General features: G+C 40.3%; 16 protein-coding genes. 12 read left to right on the top strand and 4 right to left on the bottom strand.

Features of this window, described 5'->3' with window-relative positions; genetic code table 11:
- Positions 1 to 44: 44 nt before the first annotated feature.
- Positions 45 to 509 carry a YehS family protein gene (locus tag NQT65_RS03065; RefSeq protein ID WP_256850476.1) on the top strand — a complete coding sequence of 155 codons (465 nt, stop codon included), beginning with the start codon at positions 45 to 47 and terminating at the stop codon, positions 507 to 509.
- A 62-nt stretch (positions 510 to 571) separates the two neighbouring features.
- On the opposite strand, the gene NQT65_RS03060 is transcribed toward NQT65_RS03065, so the two are convergent.
- Positions 572 to 2,305: an AMP-binding protein gene (locus NQT65_RS03060; RefSeq protein ID WP_256850475.1), complete on the bottom strand. Its 1,734-nt coding sequence runs from the start codon at positions 2,303 to 2,305 to the stop codon at positions 572 to 574.
- Between the two features lie 304 nt (positions 2,306 to 2,609).
- A complete protein-coding gene (locus NQT65_RS03055) occupies positions 2,610 to 3,056 on the bottom strand; it encodes a DUF3010 family protein (RefSeq protein ID WP_004587837.1) in 447 nt (148 codons plus the stop codon).
- Positions 3,057 to 3,439: 383 nt separating this feature from the next.
- Between NQT65_RS03055 and thrS the strand changes: the two genes are divergently transcribed.
- The 10 genes from thrS to NQT65_RS03005 all read left to right on the top strand — a co-directional run bounded on the left by thrS (position 3,440) and on the right by NQT65_RS03005 (position 14,026).
- Complete coding sequence (gene thrS, locus NQT65_RS03050; protein WP_004587838.1) at positions 3,440 to 5,350, top strand: threonine--tRNA ligase; 1,911 nt, start codon at positions 3,440 to 3,442, stop codon at positions 5,348 to 5,350.
- A gap of 59 nt (positions 5,351 to 5,409) precedes the next feature.
- Positions 5,410 to 5,970, top strand: a complete 561-nt coding sequence (gene infC, locus NQT65_RS03045; RefSeq protein ID WP_024034072.1) for a translation initiation factor IF-3 — start codon at positions 5,410 to 5,412, stop codon at positions 5,968 to 5,970.
- A 211-nt stretch (positions 5,971 to 6,181) separates the two neighbouring features.
- Positions 6,182 to 6,382 carry a 50S ribosomal protein L35 gene (gene rpmI / locus NQT65_RS03040; RefSeq protein WP_004587840.1) on the top strand — a complete coding sequence of 67 codons (201 nt, stop codon included), beginning with the start codon at positions 6,182 to 6,184 and terminating at the stop codon, positions 6,380 to 6,382.
- Positions 6,383 to 6,397: 15 nt separating this feature from the next.
- Positions 6,398 to 6,760, top strand: a complete 363-nt coding sequence (rplT, locus tag NQT65_RS03035; RefSeq protein WP_004587841.1) for a 50S ribosomal protein L20 — start codon at positions 6,398 to 6,400, stop codon at positions 6,758 to 6,760.
- 446 nt (positions 6,761 to 7,206) lie between these two features.
- Positions 7,207 to 9,024 carry a M14 family metallopeptidase gene (locus NQT65_RS03030; RefSeq protein ID WP_256850474.1) on the top strand — a complete coding sequence of 606 codons (1,818 nt, stop codon included), beginning with the start codon at positions 7,207 to 7,209 and terminating at the stop codon, positions 9,022 to 9,024.
- 1 nt (position 9,025) lies between these two features.
- The gene (locus tag NQT65_RS03025; protein WP_256850473.1) at positions 9,026 to 9,667 is read left to right on the top strand and encodes an MBL fold metallo-hydrolase; all 642 of its coding nucleotides are present in this window, start codon (positions 9,026 to 9,028) and stop codon (positions 9,665 to 9,667) included.
- A gap of 90 nt (positions 9,668 to 9,757) precedes the next feature.
- On the top strand, positions 9,758 to 10,216 hold the full coding sequence (locus NQT65_RS03020; protein ID WP_002960703.1) for an Lrp/AsnC family transcriptional regulator: 459 nt from the start codon (positions 9,758 to 9,760) through the stop codon (positions 10,214 to 10,216).
- A 129-nt stretch (positions 10,217 to 10,345) separates the two neighbouring features.
- Positions 10,346 to 11,902 (top strand): SulP family inorganic anion transporter, encoded by a 1,557-nt coding sequence (locus NQT65_RS03015; RefSeq protein WP_004587844.1) that lies wholly within the window; start codon positions 10,346 to 10,348, stop codon positions 11,900 to 11,902.
- A 229-nt stretch (positions 11,903 to 12,131) separates the two neighbouring features.
- Positions 12,132 to 13,205 (top strand): sensor histidine kinase, encoded by a 1,074-nt coding sequence (locus tag NQT65_RS03010; protein ID WP_024034075.1) that lies wholly within the window; start codon positions 12,132 to 12,134, stop codon positions 13,203 to 13,205.
- On the top strand, positions 13,202 to 14,026 hold the full coding sequence (locus tag NQT65_RS03005; protein ID WP_256850472.1) for a LytR/AlgR family response regulator transcription factor: 825 nt from the start codon (positions 13,202 to 13,204) through the stop codon (positions 14,024 to 14,026). Before NQT65_RS03010 ends, NQT65_RS03005 begins: the two co-directional genes overlap by 4 nt.
- A gap of 62 nt (positions 14,027 to 14,088) precedes the next feature.
- Here NQT65_RS03005 and pyk read toward each other — a convergent pair whose 3' ends face one another.
- Positions 14,089 to 15,525 carry a pyruvate kinase gene (pyk, locus tag NQT65_RS03000; RefSeq protein ID WP_256850471.1) on the bottom strand — a complete coding sequence of 479 codons (1,437 nt, stop codon included), beginning with the start codon at positions 15,523 to 15,525 and terminating at the stop codon, positions 14,089 to 14,091.
- Positions 15,526 to 15,909: 384 nt separating this feature from the next.
- On the opposite strand from pyk, the gene gndA reads away from it, so the two are divergent.
- On the top strand, positions 15,910 to 17,283 hold the full coding sequence (gene gndA / locus NQT65_RS02995; protein WP_256850470.1) for an NADP-dependent phosphogluconate dehydrogenase: 1,374 nt from the start codon (positions 15,910 to 15,912) through the stop codon (positions 17,281 to 17,283).
- A 66-nt stretch (positions 17,284 to 17,349) separates the two neighbouring features.
- On the opposite strand, the gene ansA is transcribed toward gndA, so the two are convergent.
- Positions 17,350 to 18,360: an asparaginase gene (gene ansA / locus NQT65_RS02990; protein ID WP_024034079.1), complete on the bottom strand. Its 1,011-nt coding sequence runs from the start codon at positions 18,358 to 18,360 to the stop codon at positions 17,350 to 17,352.
- Positions 18,361 to 18,387: the final 27 nt, after the last annotated feature.

Here is an 18,387-nt window from a genome sequence, read left to right as displayed (position 1 = left end):
GTGGGCGCTGTAATTTAGCCTCGCTTTCTACTCAGGAAATTACTTTGACAAATAACGATATTTTACGCCGTGTTCGCTATACCTTTAATTTAACCGATACTGTCATGGTCGGTATTTTTGCCGCCGCAGAGGCTACAGTTACCACTGAGCAAGTCGTTGCATGGTTAACAAAAGAGGGTGAGCAAGGGTTTGTTAAAATGTCAGACACTGAGTTTGCTACGTTTTTAAATGGCTTTATTAATACTAAGCGTGGCAAGCGCGAAGGCCCACAGCCTGTGCCAGAGGCTAAGTTAAATAATAATATTATTTTTATGAAGCTACGTATTGCTTTAAACATGAAAGCAGAAGATGTAATAGCAACGCTTGCACAGGTTGACTTTGAATTAAGTAAACATGAGCTCAGTGCGTTTTCTCGCAAAGTAGAAAATAAACATTATCGTGTGTGTAACGACCAAGTTTTGCGTTTGTTTTTAACAGGTGTTCAGCAGCAGTATCGCCCCGCAGAGTAAGTAAATTATTTAACGCTAAAAGCTCAGCAATTGCTGAGCTTTTTTGTAGTTAATGTTTGCGGTTAAGAAAAGGCCTTATCAGTAAGAGATTGCTGCATTTGCTCTCGCATTTTAAACTTTTGCAGTTTGCCTGTTACTGTCATTGGGTAACTCTCTACAAAGCGAATATAACGAGGCATTTTAAAATAGGCGAGTTTGTCTTTTAAAAATGCACGTATTGCTTGCTCATCAAGTACTGCATCTTCTTTTGGCTGGATCCACGCACACACTTCTTCGCCGTACTTCTCATCACTAATACCAAATATAGCGGCATCTTGAATACCTGGGTAAGTGTAAAGAACCTCTTCAATTTCGCGTGGGTAAATGTTTTCGCCACCTCGAATGATCATGTCTTTAATGCGGCCAACAATACTCACAAACCCTTCGCTGTCCATTACCCCTAAATCACCAGAGTGTAACCAGTCTTCGTCATCTATAGTGGCTTTTGTTTTTTCTTCGTCATTCCAATAGCAGCGCATTATACCGGCGCCCTTACTGCAGACCTCACCAGGTACACCTATTTTTTGAATGTTACCCAGTTCGTCAATAATTTTAACTTCAGTGTGAGCAAGGGCACGGCCAACGGTTGTTACTTGGCGCTCTATTGATGAGTCGGTTTCGGTTATATTGTTGATTGGGCTGCACTCAGTTTGCCCATACGCAATTAATACTTGATGCATGTTCATTTGTGTTTGTACTTTACGCATGACTTGCTCAGGGCACGTTGAGCCCGCCATTACACCAGTGCGTAAGGTGCTGAGGTTATAATTGGTAAAATTAGGCAGCTCTAGTTGGCTAATAAACATAGTAGGCACACCATGCAGCGCGGTACAGCCCTCTTGCTGGACAACATTAAGCGTGGTTTTTGCATCAAACGCATCGCTTGGGTATATAGCTGCGGCACCTTTACTTACACATAGCAGGCTGCCAAGCACCATCGCAAAACAATGATACAAAGGCACAGGTATGCACAGTTTATCTTGCGCTGTAAAATGCATAGCCTCTGCAACAAATAGCGCATTATTAAGTATGTTCTTATGGGTGAGTGTAGCGCCTTTAGGGTTGCCCGTTGTGCCAGAGGTAAACTGTATATTTATGTCTTGATCCGCGTTTAAATTTGCTGCAATCGCATTTAATTCAAGCTTGTGGGCTGGGGTGGCAAAATTCATCACATCAGCAAACGTAAACATACCAGGGCTTTTTTCATTGCCAATGCGTATTACATTTTTAAGGCTAGGTAGGGCATGTGCATTTAGCTCACCGGGTTCACATTGGGTAAGCTCTGGCGCTAAGCTGTTAAGCATGTCTATATAATTGCTGCCTTTAAAATGTGACGCGGTAATTAATGTGCTGCATTCTACCGAGTTCAAAGCATAGGCTAACTCGTTTGGCCTGTAGGCAGGGTTAATGCAGACCATAATGGCACCTATTTTGGCGCTCGCAAATTGGGTTAAACACCACTCAATGTTATTGGGTGACCATATTCCTACTCTATCTCCTGGTTTAACGCCGATTGCTAGTAGCCCCATAGCGAGTTGATTAACTTCATTTTGAAATGCTTTATACGTTAAGCGTACATTTTGATGGCTAACAACGACAGCGAGCGAATCAGGGTGTTTGTCGACAATAAAATCAAAGTACTCGCCAATTGTTTTATCCGTTAGCGGCGTGCTTTGCGCACCTTTAAAATAGCTTTTTGTGAGCGGTAATGTGTTTATTTGTTCTACTTCTTTTACCGAGCGCGATGGTGTGTGCATGTGCTTCTCCGTATTAATGTGTGTCAGTTACTTATATCAATCCGTGCTGATAAGTCAGTATTCATTTGCTTAGCCACGAATAGCTGTGTAGCAAAATAAAAAATAGTTAAGCGAATTGTTATAGGCTGTAGTTAAAATAAACACAAATTGTCGACAAAGAAAGGGTGGTTAGACTAATGTACTAAGCATAAAGAAAAGTTAAATGGAACGTTTTACAGAGGGGCAATAAAAACTAACTTTTATAAAGGCATAAAAAAACGCCACTAAATGGCGTTTTTATAGTTTGTTTTAATCGCTTTGTGACTTATAGCTCGTCACTGCGGTAGGTTTTTTTCATAATGTATACATAGGCATTAACAAAAGCGTTTTCTTGGTACTTTTTAAGGCCTGTGTCTTCAAACGCAATAGGTATAGGGTTGCGTTTAAGCTGCTCTTTAATTTCGGTCGTTGAGAACACGCGAACGTCTAACTCTTCAATTAATTGAATCGCTGTTTCCATTTTAAAGCCCTTTGCACTGCCTGCAAATTTACCTTTAGGTTGGCGCTCACGAATGGCAACAGAATCAATTTGGTAATCTTGCATTAGTTTTGCAAAATCAAATTGAAATTTACGCATTATTTCAGTGTCGTTACCGTTACCTAAGGTAAAGCGTGTTTGGCGCACATCGCGAATATCAAATACGTCGTTATCTTTACTTAAAATACAAAGTAGTACATCACTACCGGTAATTTCTACACCACATGTTCTCATTGCTGTTCTCTAATATAACTTAATTGCTTGGTATTATACCCAACATCTAATAAATTGCGAGAGCAAGGCGGCGCAGGTGCATTTTAATAATCAATAAACTCAAGTTGTCACATGCTTAATTTAAATTAGCGAGCGAAAAACAAAAAAATGACAATTTTAGGTAAAATTTCAAGTAATGAACGCGCTTTAAACTTGTAATTGATACTCTATCACGCGACAATATCTTTTTTGTAGTTGAGCAGACTCAGCATCTACATTAGTCATTTACGGCGAAAAATAGTCAATGCTTATTCGTAAAAGCGTTGTCGAGTCATTCTCATTTAATTTATTTAAAAATACACGTGATACATTGTAGGTGTCACCACTGTATGTAAGGATTTATAATGCCAGTTATTACTCTTCCTGACGGCAGTCAGCGTAGTTTTGAAAACCCTGTAAGTACTCTTGATGTAGCTAACGACATTGGCCCTGGTCTTGCTAAAGCAACCATTGCTGGTCGCGTTAATGGCGAGCGTGTTGATGCGTGCGATATGATCAACGAAGATTCGCGCCTTGAGATCATCACCGCAAAAGATGACGACGGCCTAGAGATTATTCGTCACTCGTGTGCTCACTTAATCGGTCACGCAGTTAAGCAGCTTTTCCCAGACGCTAAAATGGCTATTGGTCCAACTATTGATAACGGTTTTTACTACGATATTGATATGGAACATTCTTTGTCTCAAGAAGACTTAGACGCAATTGAAAAGCGTATGTTGCAACTTGCAAAAACAAACTACGACGTAGTGAAAAAAAATGTCAGCTGGCAAGAAGCACGCGATACGTTTGAAGCGCGTGGCGAAACATACAAAATGGAAATTTTGGACGAAAACATCGCAAAAGATGATCGCCCAGGATTATACCACCACGAAGAATACGTAGACATGTGTCGTGGTCCGCACGTACCAAACATGAAATTCTGCCAAAACTTCAAAATAATGAAAGTAGCTGGCGCTTACTGGCGTGGCGACTCTGAAAACAAAATGCTACAGCGTATTTACGGCACAGCGTGGGGCGATAAAAAGCAACTTAAAGCGTACCTTAAACGCTTAGAAGAGGCTGAAAAACGCGATCACCGCCGTATTGGTAAAGCGCTTGATTTATGGCACTGGCAAGAAGAAGCGCCAGGTATGGTATTTTGGCACAACGATGGTTGGAGCATTTACCGCGAGCTTGAAGAATTTGTTCGTGAAAAACTGCGTGAGTACAGCTACGAAGAAGTTAAAGGTCCAATGATGATGGACCGCTCTTTGTGGGAAAAATCAGGTCACTGGGAAAAATACTCAGACGCCATGTTTACCACAGAGTCAGAAAAACGTGAATACGCTATAAAACCAATGAACTGCCCAGGTCACGTGCAAATTTTTAACCAAGGTTTAAAATCGTACCGTGATTTACCACTGCGTATGGCCGAGTTTGGTTGTTGTCACCGTAACGAACCATCAGGCGCTTTACACGGCTTAATGCGTGTACGTGGCTTTACACAAGATGATGCTCACGTGTTCTGTACAGAAGAGCAAGTAATGGACGAAGTTTCAGCGTGTATTAAGATGGTTTATGATACATATGAGACATTCGGTTTTGACAAAATTGTAGTTAAGCTTTCTACGCGTCCTGAAAAACGCATCGGCGACGATGAAATTTGGGACAAAGCAGAGGTTGCATTAGCCGATGCACTTAAAGCAAACGACATTGAATTTGATTACCTACCAGGTGAAGGTGCCTTTTACGGACCTAAAATTGAATTTACTTTGTACGATTGTTTAGACAGAGCGTGGCAATGTGGTACAGTGCAACTCGACTTTGCATTACCGGGTCGTTTAGGCGCTACTTATGTAGCAGAAAACAACGAACGACGCACTCCAGTTATGATACACCGTGCTATTTTAGGTTCAATTGAGCGCTTTATCGGCATTTTAACTGAAGAATACGCTGGTTTATTCCCAACATGGCTTGCTCCAAAGCAAGTGGTAATTATGAACATTACCGATAAACAAGCAGATTACGTGCACGAAATTGTACAAAAATTAAATAAACTTGGAATTAGAGCCGCTGCTGACTTGAGAAATGAGAAGATTGGCTTTAAAATCCGAGAACATACACTTAAGCGTATTCCTTACTTACTCGTTGTCGGCGATAAAGAAGTTGAACAACAGGAAGTAGCAGTACGTACCCGCACAGGTGAAGACCTAGGCAAATTTAATGTTGATGATTTTGTAGCTAAAATTAGCGAAGAAATTAAAAATCGACAGTAAAAATCGAGCGTGTAGGGCAATCACAAACAGCCAACTACGCGCTTATATTATTGATATTCTTGGAGGAACGTACCATTAGAGGCGGCAAGAAAGGGCAACAAACAGCTCAAAAAAATCGTATTAACGAAGAAATTACAGCTCAAGAAGTTCGTTTAATCGACATCGAAGGCGAACAAGCTGGAATTCAGTCATTAAAAGACGCACAAGCTATGGCTGATGCAGCGGGTGTTGATCTTGTAGAGATTAGCCCAAACGCTGAGCCGCCTGTTTGTAAGGTTATGGACTACGGTAAGTTCATCTTTGAAAAAAGCAAAGAACTAAAAGAGCAGAAGAAGAAGCAAAAGCAAATCCAGATTAAAGAAATCAAATTCCGTCCTGGCACGGATGAAGGTGACTATCAGGTTAAGCTGCGCAACTTACGTAAGTTCTTAGAAGCTGGCGATAAAGCTAAGATTACTATCCGCTTCCGTGGCCGCGAAATGGCTCACCAAGAAATTGGTATCGAATTATTAAACCGTGTTAAGGCTGATTTAGAAGAACTTGCAGTAGTTGAGTCTTTCCCAAATCGTGTTGAAGGCCGCCAAATGGTTATGATGATGGCGCCTGTTGCTAAAAAATAATTTTTAAGCGATAATGCGCACCGAATTTAGCGCAGGTACCCAAGTAATATGCAAATATTCACCTGTGCTAACCGGTTTTAAAGTAAAATTGCGGCATTTTTGCTGGGTTTTCACCGGAATATGGCAGTAAGTTAGGCCTAAAAGTGGAGCTATAGAAATATATCTCACGCCTGCTTACTAATTTTTAAGCAATACATTTGGAGTTATTGCAATGGCTTATAAGCTAAAAAGTCACAGAGGCGCTGCTAAGCGTTTCAAGAAAACTGCTTCTGGCGGTTTCAAGCGTAAACAAGCGCATCTTCGTCACATTCTGACTAAGAAAACTTCTAAGCGTAAGTTACACCTACGTCCTAAGATGATGGTTCATAAAAATGACCATGGTCTAGTTTCACGTATGTTACCATTCGCTTAATAGGGGTTTTTAGAAATGGCAAGAGTTAAACGCGGCGTTGTCGCACGTGCACGTCACAAAAAAGTTTTAAAGCAAGCTAAAGGTTACTACGGAGCACGTTCACGTGTTTACCGCGTAGCTTTCCAGGCAGTTACTAAAGCGGGTCAATACGCTTACCGTGACCGTCGTGCTAAGAAACGTACTTTCCGTCAATTATGGATTGCACGTATCAATGCAGCTTCACGTCAAAATGGTCTGTCTTACAGCCGTTTTATCAATGGTCTTAAAAAGACTTCTGTAGAAATCGATCGTAAGATCCTTGCAGATATCGCTGTTTACGACCAAGTTGCATTTGCAGCGCTTGTTGAAAAAGCAAAAGAAGGCCTAGCGGCAGCTTAAGCTTTTTTAAATAAGTAATAAAGAGGAGCCCTAGGCTCCTTTTTTTGTGCCTGTAATTTAAGACTCGCTTAATAATATCCCCCCGCAATAATACTTTATTATTTTGTGGGGCTAAATGTGTCGTTATCTGCGTTAAAAAACTCTCATTAAGAACTACTAAATAGCGAAGTTTTTACTACTATTAACACATTTATTCATTCTCAAAATAGATCACTTAATTAAGCGGATTGGTATAAACAACGAATTGTTTGCTAAGCTGCCGATAATTTTCCCCAGCCTTAAAATTAACTACTTTAATAACTACTTTAATAACTACTTTAATAATCACTTTATTAAGTGCATGGGTATAAACGGGCTTTCTTTTTTGTTGAATCACCGCACTTTTATAATATCGCTATGTTTACTTGGTATAATTTATTTTATTAAAGCGTTTGTTAGAGAAAACTATGTTTGCAAGCCTGTTATTTTTATCTGCAATTGTGGCAGATAACAGTCATTTACCGCCTCTTATTCCTTGGCAAGGTGATAGCGTTTCGTTATTACAACAGCAAGGCCCGTTAACCACTGATTTTGAGTTATCACAGGGCAAAGCCTCGCCAAACTATGCCGATACTATGGCGTTTGTAGATAGGCTTGTAGCGGCAAATCCCACGCAGTTTCAGTCTCAAATAATAGGCTACAGTAATAGTAATCGCGCTATTAAAATGGTGGTTGCCAGTGAGCAAGGTTTTTTTGAAGCGGGGCAAATGGCCAACAGCACTAAGCCAACCGTTTTTATCCAAGCCGGTATTCATGCAGGTGAGATAGATGGTAAAGACGCCATGTTTATGTTGCTGCGCGATATTGCAACCGGTAAGCGCCGTGATATTTTAAAAAAGGTAAACATACTTTTTATTCCTATTTTAAACGTAGATGGGCATGAACGCAGCAGCGCATTTAATCGCATAAATCAGCGCGGCCCTGAAAAAATGGGCTTTAGAACCAATGCAAATAATCTAAACCTTAATCGCGATTACACTAAATTAGATACACCAGAGGTGAGAGGTGTTTTAAAGGTTATTAATGATTACAACCCAAACTTATACATTGATGTGCATGTTACCGATGGCGCCGATTATCAGTACGATGTGACCTATGGTTATAACCCTGTATTTGCAAGCGAATCGCCTGCTATATCTGATGCGTTAGATCAGTATATAAAGCCGGTTATTGACGAAACATTACAAAAGCAAGGGCATATACCTGGGCCATTGGTATTTGTTATGGATAAACGCGACTTTAAAAAAGGCCTTGCAGGTTGGGTGGCTACACCGCGTTTTTCAAACGGGTGGGGGGACTTAAAATCATTACCAACAATTTTAGTCGAAAACCATTCTTTAAAACCTTATCAACAACGCGTATTAGGCACCTATGTATTTTTAGATGGGGCAATAAACGCGCTTTCTCAATACAGTCATGAGCTTTCGAACGCCGTTAAAAAAGAGCAAGAATTTGTACCTGAGAAACTAATTGTTAAACGAGGTTATGCTAAACAAGCAGACACAATCAGTGAGTTTAAAGGGGTAGAATACACATCAAGTGCAAGTGCGCTTTCGGGGCAAACTGAGGTTAAATATTTAGGTAAAGCCTATACCTATACTGATTTACCGATTTATTGGCAGAAAGAGGTTGAGCGAGTTGTTGATGTGCCAGAAGCGTTTTTTGTTCCGCCTGTGTATAGCGATATAATAGAAAAGCTTAAGTTACATGGGGTTTCAGTAAACAAACTTAAAGGCGCGAATACGCAACCTTTAAAGCTTGCCAAAGTACTTGATTACTCGTTTGATAAAGCCCCATTTGAAGGCCGCTTTAGAGTCTCTGCAAGTTTTGATTATGTACCAGCAATAAATGTAGATTTAGACGGATGGTATCAAGTAAATACGCAGCAAAAAGCAGGGGAGTTAGCGGTTCATTTATTACACCCAGAAGCCCCTGATTCATTTTTTGCGTGGGGTGAGTTTAATACGATTTTTCAACGAACAGAGTACATGGAAAACTACGCGTTAATCCCTTACGCAAGGAAAATGCTTAAAGACAACCCTAAACTTGCTCTCGAGTTTGATAAAAAACTTCAAGATAAAGCATTTGCGCAAGATGCCAATGCACGTTTGCACTGGTTATATTCACACACGCCATTTTATGACGAAGCGTATTTGAAATACCCAATTTTAATGTCGTATGAGCAAGTAGCCGTTATTCCCGATCAAAAAGATAAAGAAATTTAATATGCACGTTATTACGATACACGTGACTGCTTTTTCTCAAAATTGCAGAATTATTAGCTGTACAGAAACAAAGCAAGCTGTGGTGATAGACCCAGGTGGTGACACACAAAAAATTATAGCCACGCTTAGTGAGTACAAATTAGTACTGAGCGCTATTTGGCTTACGCACGGGCATTTAGACCACGTAGGTGCGGCTGATGAATTACGCTCACACTACAATGTGCAAATTATTGGCCCGCAAAAAGATGAGTCATTTTGGTTTGATAACTTGCCTATGCAAGCACAAATGTTTGGTTTTTCAGCTATTGAAGCTTTTTACCCTGATATTTGGCTTAATCATAATGATGTATTAACGCTTGGTAAACTTAGCTTTAGTGTTAAGCATTGCCCCGGGCACACACCTGGTCATATTGTGTTTTATGAGCCTGATCAGCAATGCGTTATTGTTGGCGATGTTATTTTTAAAGGCGCTGTAGGGCGTACAGATTTCCCTAAAGGCAATACAAAGCAGCTCATTGAGTCTATTAAAAGCCATATTTTAACGCTTGATGAGAACACGCGTATTTTAGCTGGCCATGGTGAAGATACCACTGTAGGCCACGAAAAGCGCACTAATCCATTTGTAAGTGGCCAATTTGGTTAATTAAAATCCATGAAAATGCAAAATTATTGCAGACGGAATTTTAAATTGGCTGTATAATTTAACCAGTTTATTAGATAAATAAGAAATAAAATGTCTCTAAATCACGTAGATCGCCAAATTTTGGCACTTTTACAACAGGACGCAAGTCTTTCAACTGCTGAAATTGCAGACAAAGTAGGCTTATCTCAATCACCTTGTTGGCGACGCATTGCAAAGCTTGAACAAGATGGCTATATCAAAAGTAAAGTTGCGCTTTTAGATGAGAAAAAGCTTGGTTTTGACATGCTTGTATACGCACATGTGCGCTTATCAAATCATGGCAAGAAAAACTTAGCTGAATTTGAAAAGCTAATTATGAGCTATGACGAAGTGACAGAATGTTACACAATGGCCGGCACGATGGACTTTATGCTGCGTATAATCTCACAAGGTATAGAAGGCTATGAGCACTTTGTACGTGACAATTTACTCAGCTTAGAATACGTTCAAGAGGTACACTCTAACGTAACCATGACATGTGTAAAACGCAGTACATCTCTTCCTCTATAAAATAAACGACACAAAGTTAAGCTATACTAAGAAAGCTAATAACGGTGTGTGCGAATTGTTAAATGAGCGCTAATTTGGTAACATTTAGCGCTTTTTCGATCCTAACCTAATAACCCCCTGAGGAACTCAATGTTTAACTTACTCAGCAAAGCGCCTAGCTCTGCTAAAAACGATATTTTATCTGGCTTAACTGTAGCACTTGCTTTAGTTCCAGAAGCTGTTGCGTTTGCTTTTGTAGCAAATGTCGAACCTTTAGTTGGTCTCTATGCCGCGTTTATCGTTGGTTTAATTACGGCTATTTTTGGTGGCCGCCCTGGTATGATTTCGGGCGCAACCGGTGCATTAGCTGTTGTAATGGTAAGTTTGGTACTAGATCACGGTGTTGAGTATTTATTTGCCACGGTGTTGCTGATGGGGATACTGCAAATACTCGCGGGAATATTTAAGCTCGGTAAGTTTATTCGCATGGTCCCCCACCCAGTTATGCTCGGCTTTGTAAATGGATTAGCGATAGTAATATTTTTAGCGCAACTTGGGCAGTTTAAAGTACCAGATGGCGCAGGTGGCCAGCAATGGATGACGGGCAATCCGCTTTACATCATGTTAGGTTTAGTTGCATTAACTATGGCTATCATTCACTTTTTACCTAAGCTCACCACTGCAGTTCCTTCTTCTTTAGTGGCTATTGTAACGGTAACCGCGTTAGTAATAGGCCTTGATTTAGACTCGCGCACTGTACTTGATTTCCTAAAAGGGATGACAGGTAATGAAGCGGCTACCATTGCTGGCGGCTTACCTGAATTTCACATTCCTATGGTTCCATTTACCCTAGAAACTTTTTATATAATTTTTCCGTATGCATTAATTTTAGCGGCTATTGGTTTAATTGAGTCGTTATTAACGCTTAGCTTGATTGATGAAATTACCGAAACCCGTGGCCACTCAAATAAAGAGTGTATTGGCCAAGGTGCTGCTAATGTAACCTGTGGCTTTTTTGGCGCAATGGGTGGCTGTGCCATGATTGGGCAATCAATGATCAACATTAATTCGGGCGGGCGCTCGCGCTTGTCGGGTATAAGTGCTGCACTAATGCTGCTTGCATTTATTATATTTGCTTCAAGTTTAATTGAAATGATCCCACTGGCTGCGCTTGTAGGTGTTATGTTTATGGTTGTACTTGGTACGTTTGAATGGGCAAGCTTTAAAATGATGAAGCGCGTACCACTGTCTGATGCCTTTGTAATTGTATTGGTATCTGGCGTAACCGTAGTAACCGATTTAGCGATTGCCGTGTGTGTTGGTGTTATTGTTTCTGCCTTGGTATTTGCTTGGAATCATGCAAAACATATCTACACAACTAATTACATTGATGAGCAAGGTGCTAAAGTTTACGAGCTTCACGGCCCGTTATTTTTTGGCTCAGTTAAAAACTTTTCTGAGTTATTCGATGTTAAAAACGACCCTAAAGATGTAATTATTGAATTTGAACACAGCCGTGTTGCGGATCACAGTGCCATAGAAGCCATCGACAGCTTAGCTGATAAGTACACTAAAGCAGGTAAGCAGCTTCACTTACGTCATTTAAGTAAAGACTGTAAACAGCTGTTACACAAAGCGCGTGACTTAGTTGAGGTGAACGTAATTGAAGACCCAACTTATAAAGTAGCCTCTGATAAACTTGCCTAGTTTATAAGGTGGCTTTGCCCATACGAGCTGATTGAATCGGCATTTTAAAAGCGAAAGGTTAAAGCCTTTCGCTTTTTTATTGGCTTAACTTTGCGGTAAGGCTCTTAAAAATTAAGACAGTTGGTACTGCTAACACTTTGTAATAATCGATATAATAACCAAACCAGTGGTTAAATTAGCTAACGTAATTTTAACTTATTGGCTAACTTATACGGAGTTGTATTTTATTTTGAATTGGCAATCTTTAGTTGATAACAGGCAACGCTTTTTTTGGCTATTGCAAATTGCAGGCTGGATTGGTTATGCGCTTGTAAATTATATCGGCTCTAAAGTATTTGAAATGCGTGATATTTACGTGTTCGTTATATTATTAAATGCCTACGCAGGCTGTTTAATGACAGTCCCACTTCGTTATATTTACAGAAAAACCTGGAATGCATCGCCTTGGATATTAATGGTGGTTGTATTTGGTGCCTCGTACATTACAGGTACATTGTGGGCAATTGTACAAAAATTTAATTTATGGGAAATATACCGCCATGGTTATCGCCCAGAAGATTGGTTTTACTATTTACAGCATGGCTTAGACTCTGTTTACATAATTTTATGTTGGAGTGGCTTATACTTTGGCATAAAGTATTACCAGCTATTACAAAGTGAGCGACAAAAAGCGCTTAAAGCAACTACAATGGCCCATGAAGCGCAATTAAAAATGCTCAGATATCAACTTAACCCGCATTTTTTATTTAATACGCTTAATGCTATTTCTACATTAGTTTTGGTAAAAGAAAACAAAGATGCTAACTTAATGGTGGCAAGGTTAAGCGACTTTTTGCGTTATACACTAAATACCGATCCCATTAAAAAAGTGCCTTTAGAGCAAGAGCTACACGCATTAATGCTGTATTTAGAAATAGAGCGGGTTAGATTTGATGAGCGCTTAAAAGTAAATGTAGATGTAAGCGAGCAAGCAAAAGAGGCACTTGTGCCAAGCTTAATTTTGCAACCGATAATTGAGAACGCAATTAAATACGCCATTGCGCATATGTCACAAGGCGGTGTGATAGACATAAAAGCACAGGTTTTTGCCAACGAGCTACTACTTGAAGTAGGTGATAATGGCCCCGGTACCGAGCTAATAGACGGACAACTTGTAAATGCGCAAGGGGTAGGGGTGGCAAATACCAAAGACAGATTAAAAACGCTCTATGAAAATAATTATTCGTTTGTATTATCACATAATACGCCAAGTGGATTGAAAGTTAATCTGCGAGTACCGTTTGAGAAGGCTGTGAAGAAATGACTAAAATTAAAACCATCATTGTTGATGATGAACCATTAGCAAGAAAGGGCTTAGCAGTAAGACTTGAAGAATATACTGATATAGAAGTAGTTAAACTGTGTAGTTCAGGCTCTGATGCAATAGCAGCATGTAAAGAACACCCAATAGACTTAGTTTTTTTAGATATACAAATGCCAGGAATGAATGGCTTTGAAGTTGCCCGTGCCTTAAGCGAAAGCGCTAAAGCGTTACCCGCGATTGTGTTTGTTACTGCATTTGATCAATTTGCAGTAAAGGCATTTGAAATACATGCTTTGGATTACATTTTAAAACCCGTTGACGATAACAGACTAAAACAGGCGGTAGAAAAAGTGCATAGTTACTTAAAAACACAGCAAGACAACGCCCATAAGAAAAAACTAGCGAGTTTTGTTGCCGGTATTACAGGTAATAACTGTGAAGAAATACTTAAAAAATTAGCCACAGGCGATACCCTAACCGACAAACGTTACCCAGAATCACTGGCGGTAAAAGAGCAGGGTGAAATTATTCGTGTCCCGGTTGCGACAATTCAGTGGGTTGATGCCGCCGGCGATTATATGTGTTTACATTGCCAAGATGGACAAACACATATTTTGCGCAAAACAATGAAAGAGCTTGAGCAAGAGCTCGACCCACATTTGTTTGTGCGCGTTCACCGCAGTGCAATTGTAAATACAAAACAAATAAGCAAGCTGGTTACACAAGTCAGCGGTGAGTATTTATTAGTGCTTGAAAACGGACAAGAGCTTAAAGTAAGCCGAAGCTACCGCGATAAAGTAAAAGCAGCGCTAGCCAGCTAGTTTGATATTTTACAGACATAAAAAATGCGAGCTTAGCTCGCATTTTTTATATAGGGCAGAAATTACGCAACAGTTACAATTTTCATTGTGTTCGTTGCGCCCACAGTTTCCATTGAGTCACCGTGAGTAATAATTACTGTATCGCCAGAGTGTAATGAACCTTGTGATACAAGGGTATCAAGTGCGGCTTTAACCATTCCGTCTTTTTCAGTTTTTGTAGAATCAAAAAACACAGGGTAAACACCACGATAAAGCGCTGTCTGCCCTAGCGTGCTTGCATGGCGTGAAAGCGAGTAAATAGGTAAACCAGAGCTGATACGCGACATAAGTTTAGCGGTGCTACCTGACTCAGTTAAGGTAACAATGGCTTTAACCGAATCTAAGTGATTAGCAGCGTACATAGCTGAAAGCGCGATAGATTCTGCATTGTTAGAAAAACGGCTGTCTAAACGGTGCTTAGATACGTGGGTTTCTTTTTGCGATTCTGCACCTAAACAAACACGTGCCATTGTAGCGACCGTTTCTTCAGGGTAATCACCGGCAGCGGTTTCTGCTGAAAGCATAACTGCATCAGTACCATCAAGTACCGCGTTTGCCACATCCATAACTTCTGCGCGTGTTGGCATTGGGTTATCGATCATCGATTCCATCATTTGTGTTGCGGTTACAACAGTACGGTTTAATGAACGAGCGCGACGAATAATGAGTTTTTGTTTACCCATTAGCGCAGCATCACCAATTTCAACACCTAAATCGCCACGAGCAACCATTACAGCGTCTGATGCTAAAACAATGTCATCTACGGCTTCTTGTGTTTCTACGGCTTCTGCACGCTCAATTTTTGCTAGTAGTTGTGCTTTAGAACCTGCTGCTTCTGCTAAAGAGCGTACATAACGCATATCATCGCCACTGCGTGGGAACGATACTGCAATGTAATCAACATCTATTTCAGCGGCAGTGATTAAATCTTCTTTGTCTTTTTCTGTAAACGCAGGGGCTGTTAAACCACCGCCTAAACGGTTAATGCCTTTATTATTTGATAATACACCACCTACCGTAACCGAGCAGTGTACTAAGTGACCTTCTACTTGCTCAACGGTTAGTTGAATAAGGCCATCGTTTAATAGTAATAAATCGCCAGGGCTTACATCTTGTGGTAATTCTTTGTAATCAATACCTACCGCGTTTACGTCGCCTTCACCTTTTTCCATTTTTGCATCTAGGGTGAATTTAGCGCCTACTTCAAGGTTTACTTTACCTTCTTTAAACGTTGAAACACGAATTTTAGGACCTTGAAGGTCTGCAAGGATAGCAACATGTTTACCTAATTTTGTGGCTATCTCGCGTACAGCTTGTGCACGGTCTTTATGATCTTGTGCAACACCATGTGAGAAGTTTAAACGTACTACATTAGCGCCAGCGCGAATAATTTTTTCTAGATTGTTATCTCGATCTGTTGCAGGCCCAAGTGTAGCGACTATTTTTGTGCGTCTTAGCATCAAATTCTCCTGTGTGCTTAGATGTGTAAGCAGGTTGACGGTTATTTTGTGACTTCAAAATACTTATAACTTATGTATAAACATTTTTAGTTATAGGCAAACTAGTTAGTATTGCCACTATTTTATACAAAACGAATATGTCATCATTATGACACCGGTGTCAAAATCCGTCAATGATCTTAAATTCAAAATACGCAGAGTATTTGTAACCGCACAGCCCTTATATTTGATACAATTGCAGTGCTTTTTAATAGCGTAATAAAAAAGCATGCTGTGTTAGCTCAACGTTCGCATTTTATGACGGTATGAGTATAATGCACGCGGTATTATTTAATGAATTACTTAGTTTACTAACCAAATAGTTGTTACCGAGGAGGACACTAAATGCAAGTTGCATTAGTCGGGTTAGGCGTTATGGGCAAAAATATTGCCTTAAACATGATTGAAAAAGGCATAACGTTAGTCGCATATGATAAAAACCCACATGCGGGTGAAGAGTTATTAAGTTGTGCTAAATCGCAAGGCATGGCCGATAGACTTCATATTGTTTCTGATTTAGGAGACATGGTAAGGCGTTTAGAAGCACCTCGCTCTATTTTATTATTAGTGCCTGCAGGCGAACTGGTTGATGCTGTGTGTAATGAGCTTGTTGAAGCTGGCGTACAGTGTAACGATATGATTGTAGATTGTGGTAACAGTAACTACAAAGACGGCATTAATCGTAAACTTAAGTATCAAAACAAATTTGAATTTGCCACCATGGGTATTTCTGGCGGTGCCGAAGGCGCTCGTCATGGTCCTGCAATGATGGCAAGTGGCTCAGAAGGCGGTTGGGAGCGAATCGAACCGTGGTTTGAAAAAGTAGCCGCTAGCTACAATGGCGAGTCGTGTTTTGCACGCGTTGGTCAATCGGCCAGTGGCCATTTTGTAAAAATGGTTCACAACGGCATTGAATACGCAATTATGCAGCTTATTGCTGAAGTGTATCAACTACTTCGTATTGGCACAGGTCGCTCACCAAAAGAAGTGGCTGAAATTTTTGATGACTGGTCTACCGGTCACTTAAATAGCTACTTACTTGCTATTTCTAGCCATATTTTATCTCTTGAAAACACCAAGCAAGAGCCGCTTGTTGATTTAATTGATAATAAAGTAGGCGCAAAAGGCACAGGCCTGTGGACTGCGCAAAATGCACTTGAACTGGGTATTGCTGTTCCTTCACTGGTTGCTGCGGTGCAAGCTCGCCACTTAACCAATGTATGTGACACTACCGCTGCACAAGAAATGACGTATGCCGCTAAAGCTACAAACAAGGTTGATATTGACCTTGAAGAGCTAAAAGATGCCTTTACATTGGCGAGTTTATTAGCGTATCGCCAAGGTTTAGCGTTAATTAAAGGGGCATCACGTACCCATCAGTGGAAAGTAGACTTGTCTAAAACGCTGCAAACATGGCGTGCGGGTTGTATTATTCGTGCTGACTACCTAGATAGCGTAGCGCAAGGCGTGGAATACATTGATACGCTTGAAAATGAATCTAATGCGCTTCGCAAAGTAACTGGGCAAGCTATAATGACTGGCTTAGCGTTCCCTGTGCTTGCATCAACACAAACGTATTTAGCCACATTAACCACACCAAGTAATGGGCATTTAGTACAAGCTCAGCGTGATTACTTTGGTGAGCATGGTATTAAAACTCACTCAGGTGAAGTGTGCCACTTAACTGATTTAGTGGGTATAGACGCGAAAGTACGATAATTACCGCGTTTATAAAATAACAAAGGCACGCTATTTAGCGTGCCTTTTGCGTTTTGGTCACTAAAATTAGCGGCTTAATTCACCGCGTAAATTGTCTTGCATTAAATGGCGAATCGTTTCAATTTCTAGGTTTTGGCTAAACAAATAATGCAGCTTTGTTAAACACGCCTCTAGTGTCATATCGTAGCCACTTATTACACCAATATTTAATAACGCGTTACCCGTAGCATAGCCGCCCATATTTACATGGCCTTTTAAACACTGCGTTAAATTAACAATAACCATGCCGCGTTTACTTGCCTCACTTAGCACGTCTAAAAAGTCGGGGTCTTGTGGGGCATTACCTACGCCAAAGCTAAGCAATACCAGTGCTTTTATATTGTCATTCACCAAACTTTTAACCACGTCTTTACTAATGCCTGGGTATAAATAAAGTACACCAATTGGTTGAGGTGTAATGGTGGTTACCTGTAGTTCGTTTTCTACATAAGGGCTTAGCTGGCCTTTAATTAGCTGAATATTAATACCAGATAACGCTAAAGGCTCTAGGTTAGGAGATGCAAAAGCATTAAAACCATCGGCATGTGCTTTCGTGGCTCGGTTACCTCTAAATAATTGGTTATTAAAAAATAAGCTCACTTCAGCAATGGGGTAATTAGCCGCTAAAAACATGGCGTTTAATAAGTTAACTTGGCCGTCAGAGCGTAATTGCGATAAAGGAATTTGTGAGCCAGTAACAATAACGGGTTTAGTTAAGTTTTCGAACATGAACGACAGGGCAGAGGCTGTGTAAGCCATTGTATCGGTGCCATGAAGTACCACAAAACCATCGTAATCGTGGTATTTGCTTTTAATGTCATCAGCTATTAGTTGCCAATGCGCTGGCGACATATCTGATGAATCGATTAAAGGGCAGTACTCGTGAATATCAAAAAGGGGCATTTCTTCACGGTTAAATTCTGCGTTATTGACCACTGTTTCTGTTAAAAAACCTTCAGCCGGAATGTAGCCACGGCTCGATTTTTTCATACCTATGGTACCGCCAGTGTATGCGATATAAATGCGTTTACGTTTCATAAAAAAAGCCCAGTAAAAAAACTGGGC

Origin of the sequence: Pseudoalteromonas agarivorans, assembly GCF_024518735.1 — a bacterium.
Taxonomy (GTDB): domain Bacteria; phylum Pseudomonadota; class Gammaproteobacteria; order Enterobacterales; family Alteromonadaceae; genus Pseudoalteromonas; species Pseudoalteromonas atlantica.
Note: the sequence above shows the minus strand (reverse complement) of the source record. Positions and strands in the feature narration are given on the sequence as shown.